A 20215-nucleotide genomic window follows, 5' to 3' on the forward strand; every position below is an offset into this window, starting at 1 on the left:
AATATCTAATAGAGATTTACTCTATCAAGCTATGTATGACTATAACTTATGCCACTTTTTCAGTCAATGGTTTTGAAGATAATTTCATTTTAACTACAATCTTGGGAATACTTATAAAAACATTACTTTAAATGACCATTTGACAAACAATAAATTTAAAGGAGGGAACCGAATGTCTTGGTTGCATATCATGATTTTCATCCCATTTGCGTTTGCCATCATTATTCCAGTACTTTACAAACTTACGATTAACAAATTCCACACCGGGTGGCTTGTCTTGCCGATCCCAATTTTGATATTTGGTTATTTATCAACCTATATTACCACTATTTCCAATGGAGAAGTCTTTTCATACACATTATCTTGGATTCCTTCGTTGGATATTAATTTTACAACCTATTTAGACGGTCTTTCGCTAATTTTTGGATTGATTATTACAGGGATTGGGGCACTCGTTGTCCTGTATTCGATTTATTATATGTCAAAAGAACGTGAGGCATTAAATAATTTCTATATATACCTATGTTTATTCATGGGTGCTATGCTCGGAGTTGTATTCTCTGATCATGTTCTAGTCCTTTATGTATTTTGGGAGTTAACAAGTATTTCATCCTTTTTACTAATTGCCTATTGGTTTCAACGGAAGCAATCTCGATATGGGGCACAAAAGGCACTCCTTATTACCGTATTTGGTGGTCTAGTGATGTTAACAGGCTTTATTATGCTGTCAATGATCAGTGGGACATATAGTATCCGAGAAATGTTAACCTCAGTAGATTTACAACATCCATTATTTATTCCTGCGATGGTAACCATCCTTGTAGGTGCTTTTACTAAATCTGCTCAGTTTCCTTTTAGTATTTGGTTACCGGATGCAATGGAAGCTCCTACCCCCATTAGTGCCTATCTTCATTCAGCAACAATGGTAAAGGCTGGGATTTATTTAGTCGCCCGCTTTACTCCCCTATTTGGTGGAAATGAAGTTTGGTTTTGGCTTGTGTCAGGGATTGGACTTATTACATTATTATACGGGTCGATTAATGCTGTAAAACAAACCGATTTAAAAGCGTTACTCGCCTATTCAACCATTAGTCAACTTGGGTTAATTATGAGCCTATTAGGTGTAGGGTCTGCGGCTATGTATTTCGATAATGGTGAACAATCATCCCTTTATGCAATAGCTATATTTGCGGCCATCTTTCATTTAATTAACCATTCGACCTTTAAGGGAACTCTTTTCATGGTGGTGGGAATTATTGACCACGAAACAGGGACACGGGACATTCGAAAACTGCGTGGCCTTGTCCAAGTGATGCCAATTACGTTCACACTTGCCTTAATCGGCAGCTTTTCGATGGCAGGCCTCCCGCCATTCAATGGTTTCCTTAGTAAAGAGATGTTTTTCACTGCGATGTTAAACATTTCAAATCTGAATGTATTTAATATGGACACATTAGGATTGCTATTTCCAATCATCGCTTGGGTTGCAAGCGTATTTACATTTATTTACTGTATGATTTTAGTGCTTAAACCTTTTACTGGGAACCATCGTTTAGCAAAATTGGATAAAATTGCTCATGAACCACCGATTGGGATGTTGATTTCACCAATCATTTTAGCAGGTCTAGTGATCCTTATTTTCTTCTTCCCGAATCTATTAGGTAAGTATTTAATTGCCCCTGCTTATTCTGCTATTCTGCCCGGTATTGGGGATAGCCAGATAAAAATCAGTGCTTGGCATGGATGGTTCGCTCCAGAATTAATGATGACCGTTGGCGTTGTCATTATTGGTTCGATAATGTATTACTTCTTGCGTAAATGGATTGGGATATACCGTTTCTACCCTCAAGTTATTACATTAAATAACCTATATAATGAAGGACTTGATAAATCGGAATCCCTCTTTAGGAAGATAACAAATAAGTATATGAACGGATCACTTCGTACTTATTTAATATATATTTTAGTATTTATCATCATTACCTTGATGAGCTCTAGTGTCCTTTTAAATGCACTTGTGTTTGATGCTTCAAAAGATGCACCGATTTCTTTTTATGAATGGGGCTTAATTATAGCAGCCATACTAGCTGCCTTTACTGTTTTGTTTTCAAAATCAAGAATGGTCTCTTTAATTTCAGTCGGTACACTTGGCTATCTTGTTTCAATGTTCTTTGTGATATTCCGTGCTCCCGACTTAGCTTTGACCCAATTTGTTGTAGAAACGGTAACTACTGCTTTATTCCTACTCTGTTTCTACCACTTACCACGCTTTGGGAAATATTTAGGCTCGGTTCGATTTAAAGTCACAAATCTACTTGTATCGATTGGAGTTGGATTGACTGTTACACTCATTGCCCTTTCGGCAAACGGATATAAATTATTTGATTCGATTGGCAATTATTTTGAAAATGCATATGAGCTTGCTGGTGCCAAAAACATTGTTAATGCCATTTTAGTTGATTTCCGCGGCTTTGATACGTTGCTAGAAATCTCGGTATTGGCCATTGCAGGACTCGGAGTTTATACGTTAATTAAACTACCACTTTTAAGGAGGGATAAGAATGAAACCAAATGATGTTATCTTGCATATGGTTGTCAAAGTGGCAGCCGTGATCATCTTTACTTTTGCGGTTTATTTATTTTACGGGGGCCATCATAATCCTGGTGGGGGATTCATCGGGGGCCTAACGGCGGCTTCTGGGATAACTCTTTTATTTCTAGCTTTTGATATTGAAACAATTAAAAATAATATTCCTTTTGATTTTAAAAATGTGGCAGCTCTTGGTGTCTTGATCGCGATCTTAACGGGGGTGGGAAGTTTTTTGTTTGATGCACCTTTTTTAAGCCAAACCTTTGGGTATTTTAACATCCCAATTTTTGGAGAAACCGAGCTTGCAACTGCTCTTATTTTTGATACAGGTGTTGCATTAGCCGTTATTGGTACGGCCGTTACCATTATTCTATCAATAAGTGATGATCGCCCATGATGGAAACGGTAATGTCGATTGTTGTTGGATTGTTTTTTACGATTGGAACATACTTAATCTTATCAAAAAATTTATTGCGAATAATTTTCGGCTCTTCGATTATTAGCCATGGGATTAATTTGCTTATTTTGACAATGGGTGGCCTCAAAACAGGCGGACCCCCATTGTTAAGCGAAAAAATTCACATCTTTACAGATGGCCTGCCACAGGCATTAATTTTAACCGCGATTGTGATTAACTTTGCCGTAACAGCCTTTTTATTAGTTCTAAGTTACAAAATTTATAAGGTATATGGCACAGATGATTTGGAACTATTAAGGGGAAATGAAGATGAATAATTTAGTATTAATGCCGATATTGATTCCTTTGACAGTTGGCATGGTTTTAATTTTATTTCGGAAGAACATCATACTGCAAAGAGTTCTAAGTAGTTTAACCTTTGTTGCAACTGGGATTGTTTCTATCTTTTTAATGGAACAAATCAGATCCGAAGGTGCACAAACTCTTGCTCTAGGGGGTTGGCAGGCACCATACGGGATTGTCATGGTAGCTGATATGTTTTCTGCCCTATTATTATTAACGAGTAGTTTTGTCTCACTCTGTTGTTTGCTTTATGCTTTTAATACAATTGGTCGAGAGCGTGAGTTGTTTTATTTCTATCCACTATTTTTATTTTTGATTACAGGTGTAAATGGCTCTTTTATAACCGGGGATCTTTTCAATCTGTATGTTTGCTTTGAATTAATGTTATTGGCTTCCTATGTATTAATTACACTTGGGGGCAGCAAAATTCAGTTACGGGAATCGATTAAATATGTACTTGTTAACGTTGTTTCATCATTCTTTTTCCTAGTTGCCATCGCTTATCTGTACTCGATTACAGGAACGTTAAATTTGGCACACCTCTCAGTCCGAATTGCTGAGGTGGGACAGAATGGTCTACTAACAACCGTTTCTTTACTCTTTTTAATCGTATTTGGAATTAAAGCTGGCCTTTTCTTATTCCAGTGGTTACCAGGATCCTATAGTGCCCCCCCAACAGCGATTGCAGCCATATTTGCGGCACTACTTACAAAAGTTGGGATTTACGCGATTTTCCGGATGTTCACTCTCGTATTTTATCACGAACCCGAGATCACCCATTTGTTCATTGGAATTTTAGCGGCTTTAACAATGATTTTAGGTGCAATAGGAGCTGTTGCTTTTTGGGATATTAAGAAAATCCTTACCTATAATGTCATTATAGGGGCTGGATTAATGCTTGCTGGATTAGCCTCATTTACATTTAATGGCTATCTAGGCTCCATTTATTATCTAATTCACGATATGATTATTAAAGCGCTGCTGTTTCTAATCGGTGGCACAGTAATTTCCCTTACAGGTACAAGTAAATTAAAGGAGATCAGTGGGCTGATTCGTAATCATCCATATATAGGCTGGATGTTCTTTATCGGTGTACTCTCTATTTCAGGAATTCCACCTTTAAGTGGGTTTCTTGGCAAGGTCTTTATTACAAGGGGAACATTTGAAGCGGATTATTACTGGTTAGGTGCAGTAGGAATTATCACAAGTTTAATGGTTTTATATTCTGTTATGAAGATCTTTATGAATGTTTTTTGGGGCGAAACGACCATTAGCACGGATATGGAACAAGGAACAATAAAAGGGATTACATTCTCCCTCATCCTATTGACGGTAGCAACAATTGTTCTTGGGGTTGGTGCAGAGGGAATAAATGAATATGTTCAACTTGCAGCTGAAGGTTTAGCTGATCCAAATATGTATATTCAAGCTGTTTTTGGTAATGAAATAACGCCGTAATATCTTTTTCGGAAAGGGGTGGATCAATTGCCCATACAATTACTGATCAATCTATTAATTGCCTTTTTATGGATGTTCTTTCAAGATTCATGGCACTTTATATCCTTCTTAGGAGGATATTTAGTGGGACTCTTCATTTTGTTTAGTATGCGCCGCTTTTTCAAGGTACGTTTTTATTTAATCACGCTGTGGGCGGTCGTAAAACTATTGATTGTTTTCATTCGAGAACTAATCTCCTCTAGTGTACTGGTTGTTCGTCAAATCATGAAGCCAAAATTAAATATTACGCCAGGTATTTTTAAAATGAATACAGAGCTTGAAACGGATACAGAAGTAGCTCTTCTTTCACTTTTATTAACATTAACCCCTGGTTCAGTCGTTATGGAAGTAACACCGGATAGGAAAACATTATATATCCATGCATTGGATATTCCTGAATCAAGTGATGCAGTCATTAAATCGACCAAGGTATTCGAAAAAGCCATAAAGGATGTGACACGCTATGTTTAAACTAATCTTAATTACCTCTCTCGTCCTTTTAACTCTCGCAATCTTAGCCGGTATATACCGCGTCGTAAAAGGGCCTTCGACTGCAGATCGTGTCCAGGCATTAGACTTTATTGGAATTAATTTAATTGCTAGTACAGCAATATTTTCAATTATTCTCAATACACATGCTTTTTTAGATGTTATATTGCTATTAGGAATTCTGTCATTTGTTGGTACGATTGCATTTGCCAGATACGTTGAAAGAGGTGTCGTCATTGAGCGTAACAGTAAGTGAAGCTATTGCCGCTGTTTTAATTTTAATTGGTGCGATTTTTAGTTTCCTAAGTGCAATAGGACTGAATCGCCTCCCTGACGTTTATACACGATCACATGCAACATCAAAGAGTACTACTTTAGGTGTTCTATGTACACTAGTGGGAACGTTTGTATATTTTCTAATAACGGATGAATATATAAGTATACGTTTAATACTTGGAATCTTTTTTGTGTTTTTAACAGCACCTGTGTCAGCTCACATGATTTGCCGGTCTGCCTATCGCTCTAATGTAGAACTAGCCTCAATTAATGTGCAAGACGAATTAAAGGAGTATTTGGAGCCTAACCCATCACGTTCTAAGCTAAGTGACTCCTAGCATTCTTCTATAACAAAAAGCCGAGTTCTTTTTAAAGAGACCTCGGCTTTTTACGATATTCTCATTTTAGACAATCAATCATCGCCCTTTCTCATTTATACTTGCAAACAATTTTTAATTTTATAAAATATAAATTATTCCCCAACAGAATGTGGTTTTATCGTTTGAGTTAATACATGTTTCAATACAAAAGCATAAACACCTACAGTTGCTCCAATTAATACCGCTGTCATATTATACCACCATCCTCTTTTTTAATGATAATGACTATCATTTACATTAAAAATTTTACCATGATTGAAAATAATTTTCAATAGATGATTAAATATTGTCACAATTTTGCCTTACCTCGTAGCCTACTTATCCTTTATTTACAGAATTTATTTATTTCTTCACAATGCGTTCCATTTTTCCTATAAAAAATATGTTAAAATGAGGGATAATTGGACTAGTGTTGGGTTGAGAAATGGAAGTGTCTATAATAAAACAGGTGACCGATATAATTAGTAGTACAATCGATTCAATTAAAGGTGTTTTTCCTTTTGGTCTTTTAATCGATGATTCCTATATACTTCAGCAACCATATACACAACAATCAATTGGAGTATTAATTGGAATGACAGGTGATCTTAGCGGCAGATTGATTATCGATGGAGATGAAACAGTCTTTACATCGATAGGAGAGGTTATGTTTGGCATGAAAGTAGAAGGTGAAATGCTGAAATCATTTGCTGGGGAACTTGGTAACATGATTGCTGGCACCTTATCAACAGCGATTGCTAGACATAAAATAGAAATGGATATTACTCCACCAACCGTTCTTGTTGGTGAAACAAAAATATATGGATTTGAAAAAGCATTTTGTTTACAAGTAATCATTCAAAATATAGGGAATTTGACGATTCTCCTGATGATTGAACAACAATAGGATTCCCTCAACAAACAAAATGACTAAGTATTTATAGTTTTGCTTCTGAGACAACCCTATTGTTTTGCTTTTACTTTGAGTAATTTCTAAATGCCCATGGTCTTCATATCCCTAACAGGATTCCGACGACTCGGTAGTTGGACAATGATAAAGGATGCTACAATAAGCAGGGAGCCAAATAATTGTACCATGCTTAACTTTTCATGGTACATCAGTACACCCAATAACGTGGCAATTAATGGTTCGACCGTAGATAATATGGCCGCTTTGCTGCTATCTACCTTATTTAATCCCGATGTATATAGAAGAAATGCTACAACGGTCGGAATTAATCCTAATCCTGTACTATATAAAAGCGCTTGGGGATTTATAATTAATTCCCATTTATTCCAAAGTTGTGTGATGGGTACTAAAAAAATAATAGCAAATAGAAAGGTATAAAAGGTAATCGCAAAAGAATGATACGTCTTTAAAGCAAATTTGCTAAAAATACTATATAAGGCATAAAAGAATCCTGACCCCAATCCAACAATGACCCCTAACGGTGTGATGACATCCAAACTACCACTACCAATTCCTGCAATTAATCCACACCCCAAAATGGTACCAAAAACAGAGATGACTTTCTTCTTGTTCATCCCTTCTTTTAACAATAAATAAGATAAAATCGTGACAAATACAGGTGATGTATATAACAGAATAACAGCCAGTGAGATATTCATCTCATTCATTGCTTTGAAGTAGCACCAATTAAAGAATACAATACTCACAATACCCGTACCAACAAAATAGATCATATCTCGTGGCTTTTTAAGCGGTTGGATTGATCCTTTCCTCATCAACCCGATTAATAATAAAAAGATTGCAGCCCATCCAACTCGTAACGCAACAATCTCCATTTCTGAAAAACCAATAGTCGCTAGTTCTTTTACAAAAATAGCGATAAATCCCCAAAGTCCTGCTCCCAATAATATTTTAATGTAAGATCCCATTTTTTCTCATCTCCACGTTATTAATAATGGGTAAATTTTATCATATATATTTTAGTTGTAAAACAATGGAAATGACAAGAGGACAACAATTAAAAATTGTTGTCCTTTTTATTAAGAAATGAGATGTGTTTATCCCATCGTACTCACTTTTTAGATATAGCGACTTTCCATTGCTCTGGTCCTGCTTCAAGGTACTCCCATGTAAACTGGTCCGTACGCTCCATCATAAATTGATAATACAATGGTTTTGGATCATGGTCATTAATAATTTGCATGACTTCGCCTGTTTGTAATGAGTCAAATGTATTAAAAATGACTGGATGTTTCTCACGTGGGGGATAATCCGGTACCATTACAGTTGCTGCAAATGTATTCATAAGTTTAGACCTCCTTTTCACTTATATAGTTTACACGGTCTAACGTATGAATAAAGTGATTCCCCTCACAGCATTTATCTTTTTTTAACTCGTTACTTTTGTTGGTAAAATAGAGAGAACCGACTGCACAACCTTCATGTCTTCATTCTTATTTAATAAAATATAGACATTTCCCTTATCTTCATGGGTACGAATCAATCGACCGATCCCTTGACGCAAGCGAAGAAGCATATAAGGTAAATCTACTTCAGTAAAAGGATCTCCAGCACTTTCACGCTTAGCAGTAAAAACAGGATCATTAGGTGGAAACGGTAATGAAGTTATAATCACATTTTCTAATGATTCACCAGGGATATCTAATCCTTCCCATAAATGAACCGAGCATAACACCGATTCAACGTGATTTTGAAACTTGGAAACCAACGTACTAATTTCTGCGTCTCCTTCAAAATAAATCGGATAGGTTATCCTATTGATACTATATTGTTTAAATTGTGTGAGCTCTGTTTCTGAATTAAAGAGAACAAGGGTCCTTCCTTTGTTTTCAATGATGCGCTCGAGAATATATTCCATTTTTTCATTAGGAGCCTGATCTACAAAGTATGGCATGCGAATCGTCATTTGTTCATCATAATCGAAAGGAGATGCCACCGTAAAAGATAAACTTTGTTTGATTCCTAAAGATTGAGCCATATAATCAAATGAGCCGTTCTCGGATAATGTAGCTGATGAGAAAACATATGGTTTTTTTTGTGAGAATACTTCGTCTTTCATGATTTCCTGAACCAGCCTTGGCATGATGACTAATGTCCGTTCTTCTTCAAGCTCTTCAAACCAGATAATTCCTTTTGTTTCCTTTACAAATAATGATAAGGAATAGGAGATTTGTTCTAAATATTCCTCAACAATTTTTAAGTCATATTCATTGATGGTAAACATTTCACTTTCAAAAACAAGTTCTTCCTCTAGTGTTGATATCGTATCAAGTAGCATTTTGCCCACTTTTAAAACCGAATCTGTTTTTTCAATTGTTCGTTTATCTGAACCTTCATGAATAGAGGATGCCTGATCTAACTCATAAAAAAACTGTTCATTGTGGGCTAAACAATCTTCAATTGTATATAAGGTTTTTTCTCTAACATCATTAGCCATTAATCTAGTTAATAAAGTTTCAAGGACTCGTTCACTAAATCGATATGTGAGCGCCTTTTGGCTGGCATATTCTAATAAATGTCCTTCATCAAAAACGACGCATGAGTGATCCGGTAATAAAGCCAATTGACCTTCCCGTTTTCGTGATTCTTTTGTCCAAATATGTTCCATATAGAAATCATGTGAACAAATAATTAAATCTTGTGCATGGCGGTACCAATCACGGTGGAGAGTTTGACCACAACGATGGCGGTTTTCACAAGTAAAACAATCCTGTAATGAATCCCAATTTATTTTCTTCCATTGCTCGTTCGTTAATTCCGGATAATCCGTGCGGTCACCGTAACGAGTAAATTTCTGCATCGATCCCCCATCATGAATAAAATCTGGCAAGCAATCATGAATGTCTAAATAATGAGTATCATCTTCATGAACAACCACTTTGTCCAATTTATTTAAACATAAATATTGATTCCTTGATTTAGCCAAACGGACATCAATATTTAAATCGAGCGCCTTTTCAAGCTTGGCAATATCCCCTTCTTTTTTTACAAGCTGCTCAATTAATGTTTCGTCCGCACAAGCTATAATAGCAGGCCGATTTGTATATCGCGCATAACAGATCGCGTATAAAAGGTAGACAATCGTTTTCCCTGTTCCGACACCAGCTTCAGCAAAAATCACGTTTTTCTCTTTAAATGCTTTTTCAAGCTGAAAAGCCATATAAATTTGTTCATCCCTTAGTTCAAAACCAGATTCAGGAAGGATATCATAAAAAACATCGCCAATCCATTCCCCTAATCCATCAAAAAAAGATTCAGATTTATTTAATTCAAACGGTAAGCTACTTTGCATATGTATGATATTCCTCCATGAAATTAGACACTTTTTAAAAAGAATGAGCGCCTTTCAAAAAAGGCGCTGCCTTAAAGCTGTTATATTATATCAAATCATGTTCTCGTTATATAGCTATAATTGTTAGGTTTATTCTTTTGTTTTTCTTGCTCTGCTGCTTCTAAAAACATTTTTACTGCCGCTATATAAACCTGTTGCCGACAGACCTACCATTAATCCGACTATGATTCCATCAAGCAGTGGTTGCACATATAGTATTCCAAAAACTAATCCTAATAAAAGGGAAACAAGAGGAGAATACTTAATCGGCAGCCCGACCCTTTTAACAACTTCCACTACTCCAATAATAATAGGGATAATCACTAATTGAAAATACTCTAACAAAACAATGTCCTCCATTCTTAAAGTGATGATTAATATCATATGTTTTAAGAATGGAATCGGTACGGCATTGAACTAATAATTAGACCTAACTTTATTTTTCCCTTGGGGGACGTTTTCCCCAATATTGATAGTAATCTGTTTTAATAAACCCATTAAAAAGTTTCCGCTTTTTAGTAGCCTTTTTCCCAAAATGAGTTTCAAACTCTTCATCTGACGTTAACATGTAAATGGACCAAGTATCCAAAGGTTCAAAGGTTTTTCCCATTTCATTATACATTTTTTGGACGGCCGCTTTTTCACCTAATCGTTCACCATATGGAGGATTACCTACAATGACGCCATATTGCTTTGATGTTGTAAAATCTTGAACCCTCATTTGTTTAAACGTAACTAAATCTCCCAATCCTGCTTCAAAGGCATTTTCCTGTGAGATCTTAATAAGACGATGATCAATATCAGATCCTATAATATCAAGAGGTTGATCATATTTAGCAACATCCTCTACTTCTGTTCTTGCCTCATCCCAAATCTTAGGTGGGATAAGATTCCAAGCTTCAGATACGAACTCACGGTTAAAACCAGGCGCGATATTTTGACCAATTAAAGCTGCTTCAATCGGAATGGTTCCAGAACCACAAAACGGGTCGACAAAAGGACGATCGGGTGTCCAATTTGTTAACATGACAAGCGCAGCGGCTAATGTTTCTTTTATAGGTGCCTCTCCTTGATCAACCCTATAGCCTCGTTTGTGTAATCCGCTTCCACTTGTATCAATTGTAAGCAATGCGACATCTTTGTGTAAGGCCACTTCGATTTTATATAGTGGTCCATTTTCTTCAAGCCAGCCTTCTATTTTGTAATGGCGTTTCATTCGTTCTACAATCGCTTTTTTTACAATTGATTGACAATCAGAAACACTAAAAAGCTTTGATTTTACTGACTTTCCCGAAACTGGAAACTCCGCATTTACTGGCAAAAACTTTTCCCATGGCAACGCTTTTGTTTTTTCAAATAGTTCATCAAAGGTTGTAGCTTTAAATTCACCTATTTTCAACTTTACCCGGTCTGCGGTTCTTAACCAAAGATTACTCTTGACAATAGCCATTTCATTGCCATGATAACTAATTCGGCCGTTTTCAACTTGGCAATCATATCCAAGTGCTCTAACTTCTTTCGCAACCAAAGCCTCTAATCCCATTGCTGAGGTTGCAATTAATTCATAATTTGTCATAACTTCACCCTTTTAATCGCTTAAATTTATGTATTTTGTCCGTGAAAAAGTCAACTACCCCACCTTATTAACGCTAGTGATTCTACTAGAAATGAGGCTTGTTCAACTTTTTCATATTATTAATAAATATTAACATACCTCTTGTAGAGAAAGCTATTTCATTCATACATGATAAAAGCTCTCCTATACTGGAGAGCTTAATTGAAATTATAAGTTTGTCATTAATAACGTTCTATAAGCCATGTTTTGTTCCTTTGTACTGCAAACGACCTTCATCTCGTACTCAGGTGGTAATCATCTATCTACAGATGAATCATCATCTGTCCTTCTCTTCGTTCACTTCCTCTGAGAAAGCGCCCCTACCATAATTTGGGTTTCTCGCTCGTGGGGTTTACCTCGTTCCACCCTTTTTATTTCTAAAAAGGCTTCGTCACTGTGGCACTTTCAAGGTATTCATACCATATCCAAATAAGGACTTAGGTATTTTCCCTGCCGTCAAGTAATTTACCTGCCCTGGCTTATGTTTTGGCCAGGCACGAACACTACAGACATCGCAGTCTGTGCGAGCATGGACTTTCCTCTGCATTATAAAAATACAGCGATTACCCGAACGTTATTAATGGAACAAAATTAATTATAGTAAAACAGAATATGAAAAGCAATAGCAATTATTCCTATTCATACAATTTGCTACCAAACACATGTTTTTCAAGGTTTGATAATCGTTTTAAAATATCGAAATTTGTGGTTCCGGCTGTTTGCGTAGCAGGACGTTTAGAAGCTTCTTCTAATTGTTTTCGAAGTCGCATATTCTCTTGTTGCAATTCTTCAATTTCCTGATGAAAGGTCTCATAGTCTTTAATAATATAGTCTAAAAATTTATCTACATCTTCAGGCTTATAACCTCTCATCGCTGATTTAAATTCTTTCTCTAAGATGTCTTTAGCCGTTAATTTAACTTTATCCGCAAGCATGTTATTCTCACCTCGAACCTTTTGCCCCATTATTATGTATATTTTTTCAAAAATATCCTCTTTTGTCAATTTTTCTTTATCCAAATACCGTATTTAACTCCATTGATCTTGTTCTACAAGAGTTTGTAAATCATCAAACCCAATAAGTCTTATTTCGTACTCTTTTTTTTCCTGTGCGTTAAGAGCTGTTTCATAAATGAATTTTGGACTTCCCTCTTTTTCTAGATCATAGAACAATAATAAACAATCACTTTTTTGAATGAAAAATTGATTCTTTGCCCGAAATTGCCAAGGCTTTTCGTACGGCTTCCGAGAAACAGAATCAATAAAATCGGCTTCTAATAAAATAGACTCATACCATTCCCGATTTTGTTCATTCCAGTTACTTTCCTGGTCGAGAAATGGGGTGATCACTGCTAATTGTAAATAATTAAATTCTTCCTGTTCCCGCAACTCATAGACCACTTCGGCAGCCCATAATTCTGTGCCCAGCCCACCACTTATAAGTACCCACTGGAGACCATCTTCTAGCATAAGAATAAGTTGTTCCTTAATCGCTTTTTTTATGTAAGGAATGGCTGGGTGATCCTGTTTAAAAACACCAATCTCATATGGTTTATATCCTGAAATAACAACAGTTTTAACGATATGCGAGGTCCCCCCTTCTCTTGTTACTGATAAAGAAAACAAGGGCCCTTAGCACAGCCCTTGCTTTACAAACTATCTAAAAAGTCCTGGTCTTGGGCGTTTGCCAGGTCCAGCAAATGCGCCACCAACCATGCCAGGTCCCATGCCAGGTCCCATGCCAGGTCCAGCAAATGCACCGCCAACCATGCCAGGTCCCATGCCAGGTCCCATGCCAGGTCCAGCAAATGCACCGCCAACCATGCCAGGTCCCATGCCAGGTCCCATGCCAGGTCCAGCAAATGCACCGCCAACCATGCCAGGTCCCATGCCAGGTCCCATGCCAGGTCCAGCGAATGCACCTGCTACCATTCCTGGAGTTGGTCCTCCAAAACCTGGAGTTGGTGCTGGTGGTGGTCCTGGTACAGGACCAATATTTGTACTGGTCACCTCGTTCACAAACGATTCAGTATGTGGAAAATGTTGTTGTTGTTGATAGTTTGTGTGGTGAACATTTGTTGTATGCGAAGGGAAAACATGTGGTACTACAACATTTTCAAAGCTATGATTTACACAACACTTTGTTGGATGAACAACAGCGGGTAATACTTTTGTTGGTCTGCAATACATACAATCCGATCTCCTTTCATCTTTGTTTGGTTTACACTAACAACATATGAAAAAAAGATGATCTTGTACTAATGAATTTACCTAGTTTTAGTGATTTTTTGTTTTATTAGAAAATACCTCATGTTAAAACAAGGTATATAAGCTATCTTTAAAGCTTGTAAAAAAGATTGCCGTCAATCCAATTACAACAAAAAAGAGATACAAAATTGCTTTATACATCATGACCCGTCCTATCATTAAATACTGGTGTGTAATACCACACATTTATTTATTTTACAACCATCTAACCTTGTACACAAGTATAAAGTCAATTATAAGTAAAGACCTTCTAAGCCTATTTTCTAAGTATTTTAGATGTGAGACGAGTCATTCTTTTTAATAGTTTCTCATTCTGTTCATTTGTTAATTGGAAGTATTTTTTCATCGCAATTTCGGTATATTCAATGGCCTTATCTAAGTCTCTCAATCGATGTTCAAAGATTTTTGCTAATTCCACGCATGCTTCTATTTGTAATTTGTGATCGGCTTCCTTAACAACGTCTGTCCATAAATCAATCGCCCGGCCCCATTCTTTTTTCTTTTTAAATACAAATGCAAGTTCATGCTTTGCTTTAACTGACACTTCTTCCTTACTTTCCGCAAGCCGGGTATATACCTTCTCAGCCGCTCTCTTTTCTCCTATATAAGAAAACCAACGACCTACTTCAAAGAATTCTTTACTTGTTTGGCTTTTATCGAGATTTAATAGTTGAAAAGTTAAATGGGTATACAGAGTAATTAAGGATAAAATATCCAGTTCATTATGTTTTAGAATTCCTAGCATTCCTTCCGGATTTTTTCGCTCTACAAAATCAAAATAAATCATTGGAGCTAAAAATCCGGGAATATCATCTTTTCGTTCAAAACCTAATATTTCCCTTTCGACGTTAAAAAGCTTGATCCGATCGAGACGATGTTTCCACATTCTTCTCGCAGCATGGTATAAATCAAAATGACCGAAAGCCGGAAGTTTGGGCACATGATTTCGAATCAATGTGTGCTGTGTTTGAACTTGCGGCCAATCAAAAGCCTTTCCATTATAAGTAACCATACTCGTGTAATTGATACTTTCCAAAAAGCTCTTATACAAAGGTACTTCTGAACCAGGTTGTGGAAGAATATGTTGTTTAACAACAATCTCTTCATCTTTAACACTTGCATGTCCAAGTAGAAATATAGTTGTTCCGGTTCCTGCACCAAGACCGGTTGTTTCAGTATCAAAGAAAAATAAGTCTTGGGCCTTATATCCGAACGAGGATAAAGGATGTGCTAGTTCACTATGATTCCATGCATGAACCGCTTGAAGGAAATCGATAAAACGATACTTTCCATGGTAAGCCTCTAAAGGATAGGTTACTTCCCTTACTAAACAATAATCTTCATCAACAAAGTAAGGGGTGACGCCCCACTCTTCCCAAATATCAAGAAACGGAATGTCTTTTTGTTTGGCAGCCTGATGAGATCTTATCTCGTCACCCCGCTCATTGTTATGTGATAGATGATTTTTTAGTCGATTTAGCTTATTTTTTATTGACATTCATTTATCACCTTTGGATTCGAGACCATTTGGAACATCGATAATAATCGTAATGAATCCTGTTTCACTGATTCTGATGATGAATCTATTCCAATACAAGACGGACAACCATGTTCACACGGACAATTCATTACCATACTTTTCGCCTCTTTAATAATCGAATTCATTCCCTCATAGATTTTTTCACTTAACCCAATTCCCCCCGGATAGCGGTCATAGAAAAAAATAGTCGGTTTTTCGTTATGGGCCGCCTTAATTTGTGGTACAACATGGATATCACCGGCATCACACATCACAAATAATGGAGCAATATGCTTCAAGGCATGAGAGGCCCCGATAATCCCTTGATCAAGCCTTTCTTCATTTAAATTGATCTCCTCTTGGTTTAACGATATCCAGGCTGAACTTGTATGCAATTCTTCTTCTGGAAGAGTGATCGGACCTGAACCGATGTTTTCATGGGTTTCAAATTTAATTTTTTTAAAAATAGTGGCCATCGCCAAAACACTAACATCACCAAAGCCAATTTCAACCTTGTTGTCTTTCTGGTATTTATCGACTTCAAGGACCTTTAATGCGACTGCTAAATTTGCATCTGTATAGTAATCTACGGAAACTTCACGTACAAATGCCTTTTTTTCTTCCCAATCCAATTTTTCCACTTGGTATTGAATTCCTTGATGAAGATAAATGGCTTCTTCATGCAAAAGTGTCATGCTTGAAAATCGATCCATCTCCCCTATTACCTTTACATTGGCCACATCCGAATAATCAATAATGACCACATTTTCCTGTGAAGCTGAACGTAGGGAAATATTATGAGCTGGAAAAGAGTCCCTCATCCAATACCATTTATCTCCATTCTTATAAAGAATTCGTTCCTCTGTAAGATATTCAAGGAGTTCACTCGTTTCAATGCTGCCAAATGTCTCCCCTTCTCTAAAAGGGAGTTCATATGCCGCACACTTCATATGATCAATAAGGATAATTAAATTATCCGGATTTATTCTCGCCGTTTCAGGACTTCGGTTAAAGAAATAATCAGGATGTCCGATGATATATTGATCAAGTGGGCTAGAACTAGCGACCATAACCACGAGTGATTCCCCACGCCGCCTCCCTGCCCTTCCGGCTTGCTGCCAAGTACTGGCAATTGTACCTGGATATCCTGTCATAATACATACTTGCAGTTGACCAATATCAACCCCTAACTCTAAAGCGTTGGTGCTAACAACTCCATAAATGTCACCTGAACGAAGTCCATTTTCAATTTCCCGTCTTTCAGTCGGTAAATATCCACCACGGTACCCTCTGATTGCCTTAGGACCTAATTGATATTTAACCAATTCTTTTAAATAAGATAGGATAATTTCAACACGAACACGGCTTCTGGCAAAAACGATGGTTTGAATTTTATTTTTCAAAAGATGGCTTGCTAGCTTTCGAGCCTCTAAAGTTGCGCTTCGCCTAATATTTAACGGTTTATTGACAATCGGGGGATTATAAAACAGAAAGTGTTTCGTTCCACTTGGTGCACCGTTCTTTTCAATTAAATGCATCTTTTTTTCAGTTAATGTTTGAGCTAATTCAAGCGGATTCGCAATGGTTGCCGACGTACAAATAAAGATGGGGTTACTGCCATAAAATCGGCAAATTCTTTGTAAACGTCTTAATACATTTGCTACATGACTGCCAAATACACCTCGATAAATATGAAGTTCATCGATAATAATATATTTTAAGTTTTCGAAAAGAGAAACCCATTTCGTATGATGCGGCAAAATTCCTGAATGAAGCATATCTGGATTAGTAATCACGATATGCCCGGCTTTTCTCACCTTCTGGCGAATATTTGCTGGTGTATCCCCATCATACGTATAGCTATTGATCTTTAAGCCAGCTTCCTCTATTAATTCATTAATTTCACTTTTTTGGTCTTGAGCTAGTGCTTTTGTTGGAAACAAATAAAGGGCTCTAGCGTTCGGATTATTTATAATGGTTTCAATAACGGGAAGGTTATAACATAATGTTTTTCCAGATGCAGTTGGCGTTACAGCAACTATATTGTTTCCTTCCATAACCTGATCATAAGCTTCTTTTTGATGGGTATACAATGTATGAACCCCTCGTTGTTGTAGAGCTTTTATTAAAGAAGGATGAATCGAATCTGGAAAATCAACCACTTTTGCTTCTCTCGCTTCAATTGTCTGCCAATGAACAATATTTTGTTTGAAATGGTCGGAGAACTTTAATTCTTTTATAATCTCTTGTAACGATTTGTGTAGACTCATTCGTATCCCTCCATCATTCTTATTGTAGCGAATAAACGTTCGTTTATAAAGTGTTTTCTACTAATTCTATATATTTCTAAGACCTTTTTCGTTTTCTCTGTTAAAATGGGATAGGGTAAATAATTTGAGGTGACTTTAATGAATAACGAGCAAATTAAAAATGTCTTATCTGAGTTTTCATTATTTCGCAATCTTAGTGACGATGAAATATATAAAATTGTTGATATATCGATTTCAAGAGAATGGAACAAAGGCAGTCATGTATTTTTACAGGATGAGCCACTTGAAAACGTCTATTTTATCTACGAAGGAAAAATCAAAATTTATAAAACTGATTTGAATGGGAAAGAACAAATCGTTTCAATTTTAAAAAAGGGCGATATGTTTCCCCATGTTGGATTCTTTCGTAAAGGTAATTATCCTGCCTTTTCGGAAGTTCTAGAAGATGCGATTTTAGTTGTGGTTCCGATTTCTCAATTTGAAAAGGTTTTAATTGAAAACCCTGAACTATGTATTAAAGTCTTTAAGGTGTTAGGAGAAAAGATTGTTGATTTACAGGAGCGACTTGAATCACAAATCTTAAATAATACGTATCAGCAAATTATAAAGTTATTGATTCGACTTGGGAGAGAACACGGAAAAGAACTGGATAATGGTCGCATTCTTTTAAAAGCGGAGTTTACAAATCGGGACCTCGCGAATATGATTGGTACAACAAGAGAAACAGTGAGCCGGACTCTCACACGACTCAAAAAGGAGCAACTGATCGAAACAGATGCAAGCAATGATTTAATTTTTGACCCCTATCTATTAGATGAGGAACTTTTTTTATAGAAAATAACAAGAGGATGAATCGAAATCACCGATTCATCCTCTTTTGTATCACTTAGCTTAATGCAAGCATATCTTTCATATCTTCTTGTGCCGTACCAATTAATTGTAAATTGAATGTTTCTTGAAGGACTTTCATAACTCCTTCAGAAATAAACTCAGGTGGCTTAGGTCCAATTCGAACATCTTTAATTCCTAGACTAAATAATCCAAGTAAGATCGCTACAGCCTTTTGTTCAAACCAAGAAAGAACAATACTTAATGGTAGATCATTAATTTCACACTCGAACGCTTCAGCAAGTGCTTTTGCGATTTTAATCGTAGAACCAGAGTTATTACATTGTCCTAAGTCAATATAACGTGGAATGTCTGTTCCTGGTACTGTTCCGTAATCCACATCATTGAAGCGGAATTTCCCACATGATGTCGTTAAAATAACCGCTTCTGGAGGTAAAGAAGTCGCTAATTCACGATAGTACTCCCCACCCTTTCCAGGTGCATCACAACCCGCGATAACGAAGAAACGTTTAATTTTTCCATCTTTAACCGCTTGGATGATTTCCGGAGCAATTCCTAGAACTGTTTCATGGTGATAACCAGTTGTCAGTGTTTCTTCTGATTCAATATTTGCTTCTGGTAGTTCTAAAGCACGGTTAATTAATGGACTGAAGTCATCATTTTCAATTTTTTGAACATTTTCCAAACCAGCAACTTCATAGGAAAACATACGATCTGCATAGGTTCCTTTAATAGGCATAACACAGTTCGTTGTAGCTAGAATCGCTCCTGGGAATTTCTCGAATAATCTTCTTTGATCAAACCACGCTTTCCCGATATTACCCTTTAAGTGGGAATATTTCTTTAATGCTGGGTATCCATGAGCAGGTAGCATTTCTGAGTGAGTATAAATATTAATGCCTTTCCCTTCTGTTTGTTTTAACAGTTGCTCAAGAGCAAATAGATTATGTCCTGTTACTACAATACATTTTCCTTCAATCTTATTTTGCGAAACCGTAATTGGTTCTGGAACCCCTAGAATGCTTGTATGCGCTTCGTCTAATACTTCCATCATACGAACCGTAGATTTACCCACTTTCATAAGCATTTCAATATGTTCTTGAACATTAAAGTTAGAGTTAGTTAACGTCATATACAATGCTTCATGAGTAGTCGCATCAACAAAAGGATCCGTATATCCTAATTGGTTTGCGTGAGTACGGTAAGCAGCAATCCCTTTTAACCCAAAAATCATTGTATCTTGTAAACTAGCAATCGTTTCATCTTTTCCACATACACCGATAACTTTACATCCCCCGCTCGGAGTTTGTTCACACTGATAGCAAAACATTAATTAATCATCCTCTCAAAACTTGTATTACGTACATATTATCAATCACTCATTTATAAAAAAGTGATATTA

At 36.5% G+C, this 20215-nt stretch carries 21 protein-coding genes and 1 other RNA gene; 9 read left to right on the plus strand and 13 right to left on the minus strand.

All coding sequences use genetic code 11. The features are described from left to right. Positions 1-172 precede the first annotated feature (172 nt). The 8 genes from R4Z10_RS14630 to R4Z10_RS14665 all read left to right on the plus strand — a co-directional run bounded on the left by R4Z10_RS14630 (position 173) and on the right by R4Z10_RS14665 (position 6878). Positions 173-2575 carry a Na+/H+ antiporter subunit A gene (locus R4Z10_RS14630; RefSeq protein WP_338470034.1) on the plus strand — a complete coding sequence of 801 codons (2403 nt, stop codon included), beginning with the start codon at positions 173-175 and terminating at the stop codon, positions 2573-2575. After that, the gene (locus R4Z10_RS14635) at positions 2562-2987 is read left to right on the plus strand and encodes a Na(+)/H(+) antiporter subunit B (RefSeq protein WP_338470035.1); all 426 of its coding nucleotides are present in this window, start codon (positions 2562-2564) and stop codon (positions 2985-2987) included. The genes R4Z10_RS14630 and R4Z10_RS14635 overlap by 14 nt, the downstream gene beginning before the upstream one ends. After that, the gene (locus tag R4Z10_RS14640) at positions 2987-3325 is read left to right on the plus strand and encodes a Na(+)/H(+) antiporter subunit C (RefSeq protein WP_338473251.1); all 339 of its coding nucleotides are present in this window, start codon (positions 2987-2989) and stop codon (positions 3323-3325) included. The genes R4Z10_RS14635 and R4Z10_RS14640 overlap by 1 nt, the downstream gene beginning before the upstream one ends. After that, positions 3318-4808, plus strand: coding sequence for a Na+/H+ antiporter subunit D (locus tag R4Z10_RS14645; RefSeq protein ID WP_338470036.1), 1491 nt, complete (start codon positions 3318-3320; stop codon positions 4806-4808). Before R4Z10_RS14640 ends, R4Z10_RS14645 begins: the two co-directional genes overlap by 8 nt. A 27-nt stretch (positions 4809-4835) precedes the next feature. Continuing rightward, a complete protein-coding gene (locus R4Z10_RS14650) occupies positions 4836-5318 on the plus strand; it encodes a Na+/H+ antiporter subunit E (protein WP_338470037.1) in 483 nt (160 codons plus the stop codon). Further along, positions 5311-5592 carry a Na(+)/H(+) antiporter subunit F1 gene (locus tag R4Z10_RS14655; protein ID WP_338470038.1) on the plus strand — a complete coding sequence of 94 codons (282 nt, stop codon included), beginning with the start codon at positions 5311-5313 and terminating at the stop codon, positions 5590-5592. The genes R4Z10_RS14650 and R4Z10_RS14655 overlap by 8 nt, the downstream gene beginning before the upstream one ends. Next, complete coding sequence (gene mnhG, locus R4Z10_RS14660; RefSeq protein ID WP_338470039.1) at positions 5573-5950, plus strand: monovalent cation/H(+) antiporter subunit G; 378 nt, start codon at positions 5573-5575, stop codon at positions 5948-5950. The genes R4Z10_RS14655 and mnhG overlap by 20 nt, the downstream gene beginning before the upstream one ends. A 466-nt stretch (positions 5951-6416) precedes the next feature. Further along, positions 6417-6878: a chemotaxis protein CheX gene (locus tag R4Z10_RS14665; RefSeq protein WP_338470040.1), complete on the plus strand. Its 462-nt coding sequence runs from the start codon at positions 6417-6419 to the stop codon at positions 6876-6878. 86 nt (positions 6879-6964) lie between these two features. On the opposite strand, the gene R4Z10_RS14670 is transcribed toward R4Z10_RS14665, so the two are convergent. The 12 genes from R4Z10_RS14670 to R4Z10_RS14725 form a co-directional block, all read right to left on the minus strand. After that, a complete protein-coding gene (locus R4Z10_RS14670) occupies positions 6965-7870 on the minus strand; it encodes an EamA family transporter (RefSeq protein ID WP_338470041.1) in 906 nt (301 codons plus the stop codon). Between the two features lie 143 nt (positions 7871-8013). Beyond that, positions 8014-8247, minus strand: a complete 234-nt coding sequence (locus tag R4Z10_RS14675; RefSeq protein ID WP_338470042.1) for a DUF2249 domain-containing protein — start codon at positions 8245-8247, stop codon at positions 8014-8016. 84 nt (positions 8248-8331) lie between these two features. After that, positions 8332-10254, minus strand: coding sequence for an ATP-dependent DNA helicase (locus tag R4Z10_RS14680; protein WP_338470043.1), 1923 nt, complete (start codon positions 10252-10254; stop codon positions 8332-8334). Between the two features lie 129 nt (positions 10255-10383). Then, on the minus strand, positions 10384-10638 hold the full coding sequence (locus R4Z10_RS14685) for a hypothetical protein (protein WP_338470044.1): 255 nt from the start codon (positions 10636-10638) through the stop codon (positions 10384-10386). Positions 10639-10729: 91 nt separating this feature from the next. Continuing rightward, positions 10730-11869, minus strand: a complete 1140-nt coding sequence (locus tag R4Z10_RS14690; RefSeq protein WP_338470045.1) for a class I SAM-dependent RNA methyltransferase — start codon at positions 11867-11869, stop codon at positions 10730-10732. 230 nt (positions 11870-12099) lie between these two features. After that, positions 12100-12483: RNase P RNA component class B (rnpB, locus tag R4Z10_RS14695), an RNA gene on the minus strand. A gap of 60 nt (positions 12484-12543) precedes the next feature. Next, a complete protein-coding gene (gene gpsB / locus R4Z10_RS14700) occupies positions 12544-12843 on the minus strand; it encodes a cell division regulator GpsB (protein ID WP_338473252.1) in 300 nt (99 codons plus the stop codon). A 93-nt stretch (positions 12844-12936) separates the two neighbouring features. Beyond that, positions 12937-13491: a DUF1273 domain-containing protein gene (locus R4Z10_RS14705; protein ID WP_338473253.1), complete on the minus strand. Its 555-nt coding sequence runs from the start codon at positions 13489-13491 to the stop codon at positions 12937-12939. Between the two features lie 72 nt (positions 13492-13563). Further along, on the minus strand, positions 13564-14097 hold the full coding sequence (locus R4Z10_RS14710) for a spore coat protein (RefSeq protein ID WP_338470046.1): 534 nt from the start codon (positions 14095-14097) through the stop codon (positions 13564-13566). Positions 14098-14220: 123 nt separating this feature from the next. Beyond that, entirely contained in the window at positions 14221-14316 is a 96-nt protein-coding gene (locus R4Z10_RS14715; protein ID WP_338470047.1) for a hypothetical protein, read from the minus strand. Between the two features lie 115 nt (positions 14317-14431). Then, the gene (locus R4Z10_RS14720; protein ID WP_338470048.1) at positions 14432-15673 is read right to left on the minus strand and encodes a ribonuclease H-like domain-containing protein; all 1242 of its coding nucleotides are present in this window, start codon (positions 15671-15673) and stop codon (positions 14432-14434) included. Next, positions 15664-17964 carry a DEAD/DEAH box helicase gene (locus R4Z10_RS14725; protein ID WP_338470049.1) on the minus strand — a complete coding sequence of 767 codons (2301 nt, stop codon included), beginning with the start codon at positions 17962-17964 and terminating at the stop codon, positions 15664-15666. Before R4Z10_RS14725 ends, R4Z10_RS14720 begins: the two co-directional genes overlap by 10 nt. Positions 17965-18102: 138 nt before the next feature. Here R4Z10_RS14725 and R4Z10_RS14730 point away from each other — a divergent pair, with 138 nt between their 5' ends. Then, positions 18103-18798: a Crp/Fnr family transcriptional regulator gene (locus tag R4Z10_RS14730; protein WP_338470050.1), complete on the plus strand. Its 696-nt coding sequence runs from the start codon at positions 18103-18105 to the stop codon at positions 18796-18798. 52 nt (positions 18799-18850) lie between these two features. On the opposite strand, the gene hcp is transcribed toward R4Z10_RS14730, so the two are convergent. Beyond that, a complete protein-coding gene (gene hcp / locus R4Z10_RS14735; protein ID WP_338470051.1) occupies positions 18851-20143 on the minus strand; it encodes a hydroxylamine reductase in 1293 nt (430 codons plus the stop codon). Between the last annotated feature and the right edge of the window lie 72 nt (positions 20144-20215).

The organism is Niallia sp. XMNu-256 (assembly GCF_036670015.1).
Classification (GTDB): Bacteria; Bacillota; Bacilli; order Bacillales; family Cytobacillaceae; genus Bacillus_BD.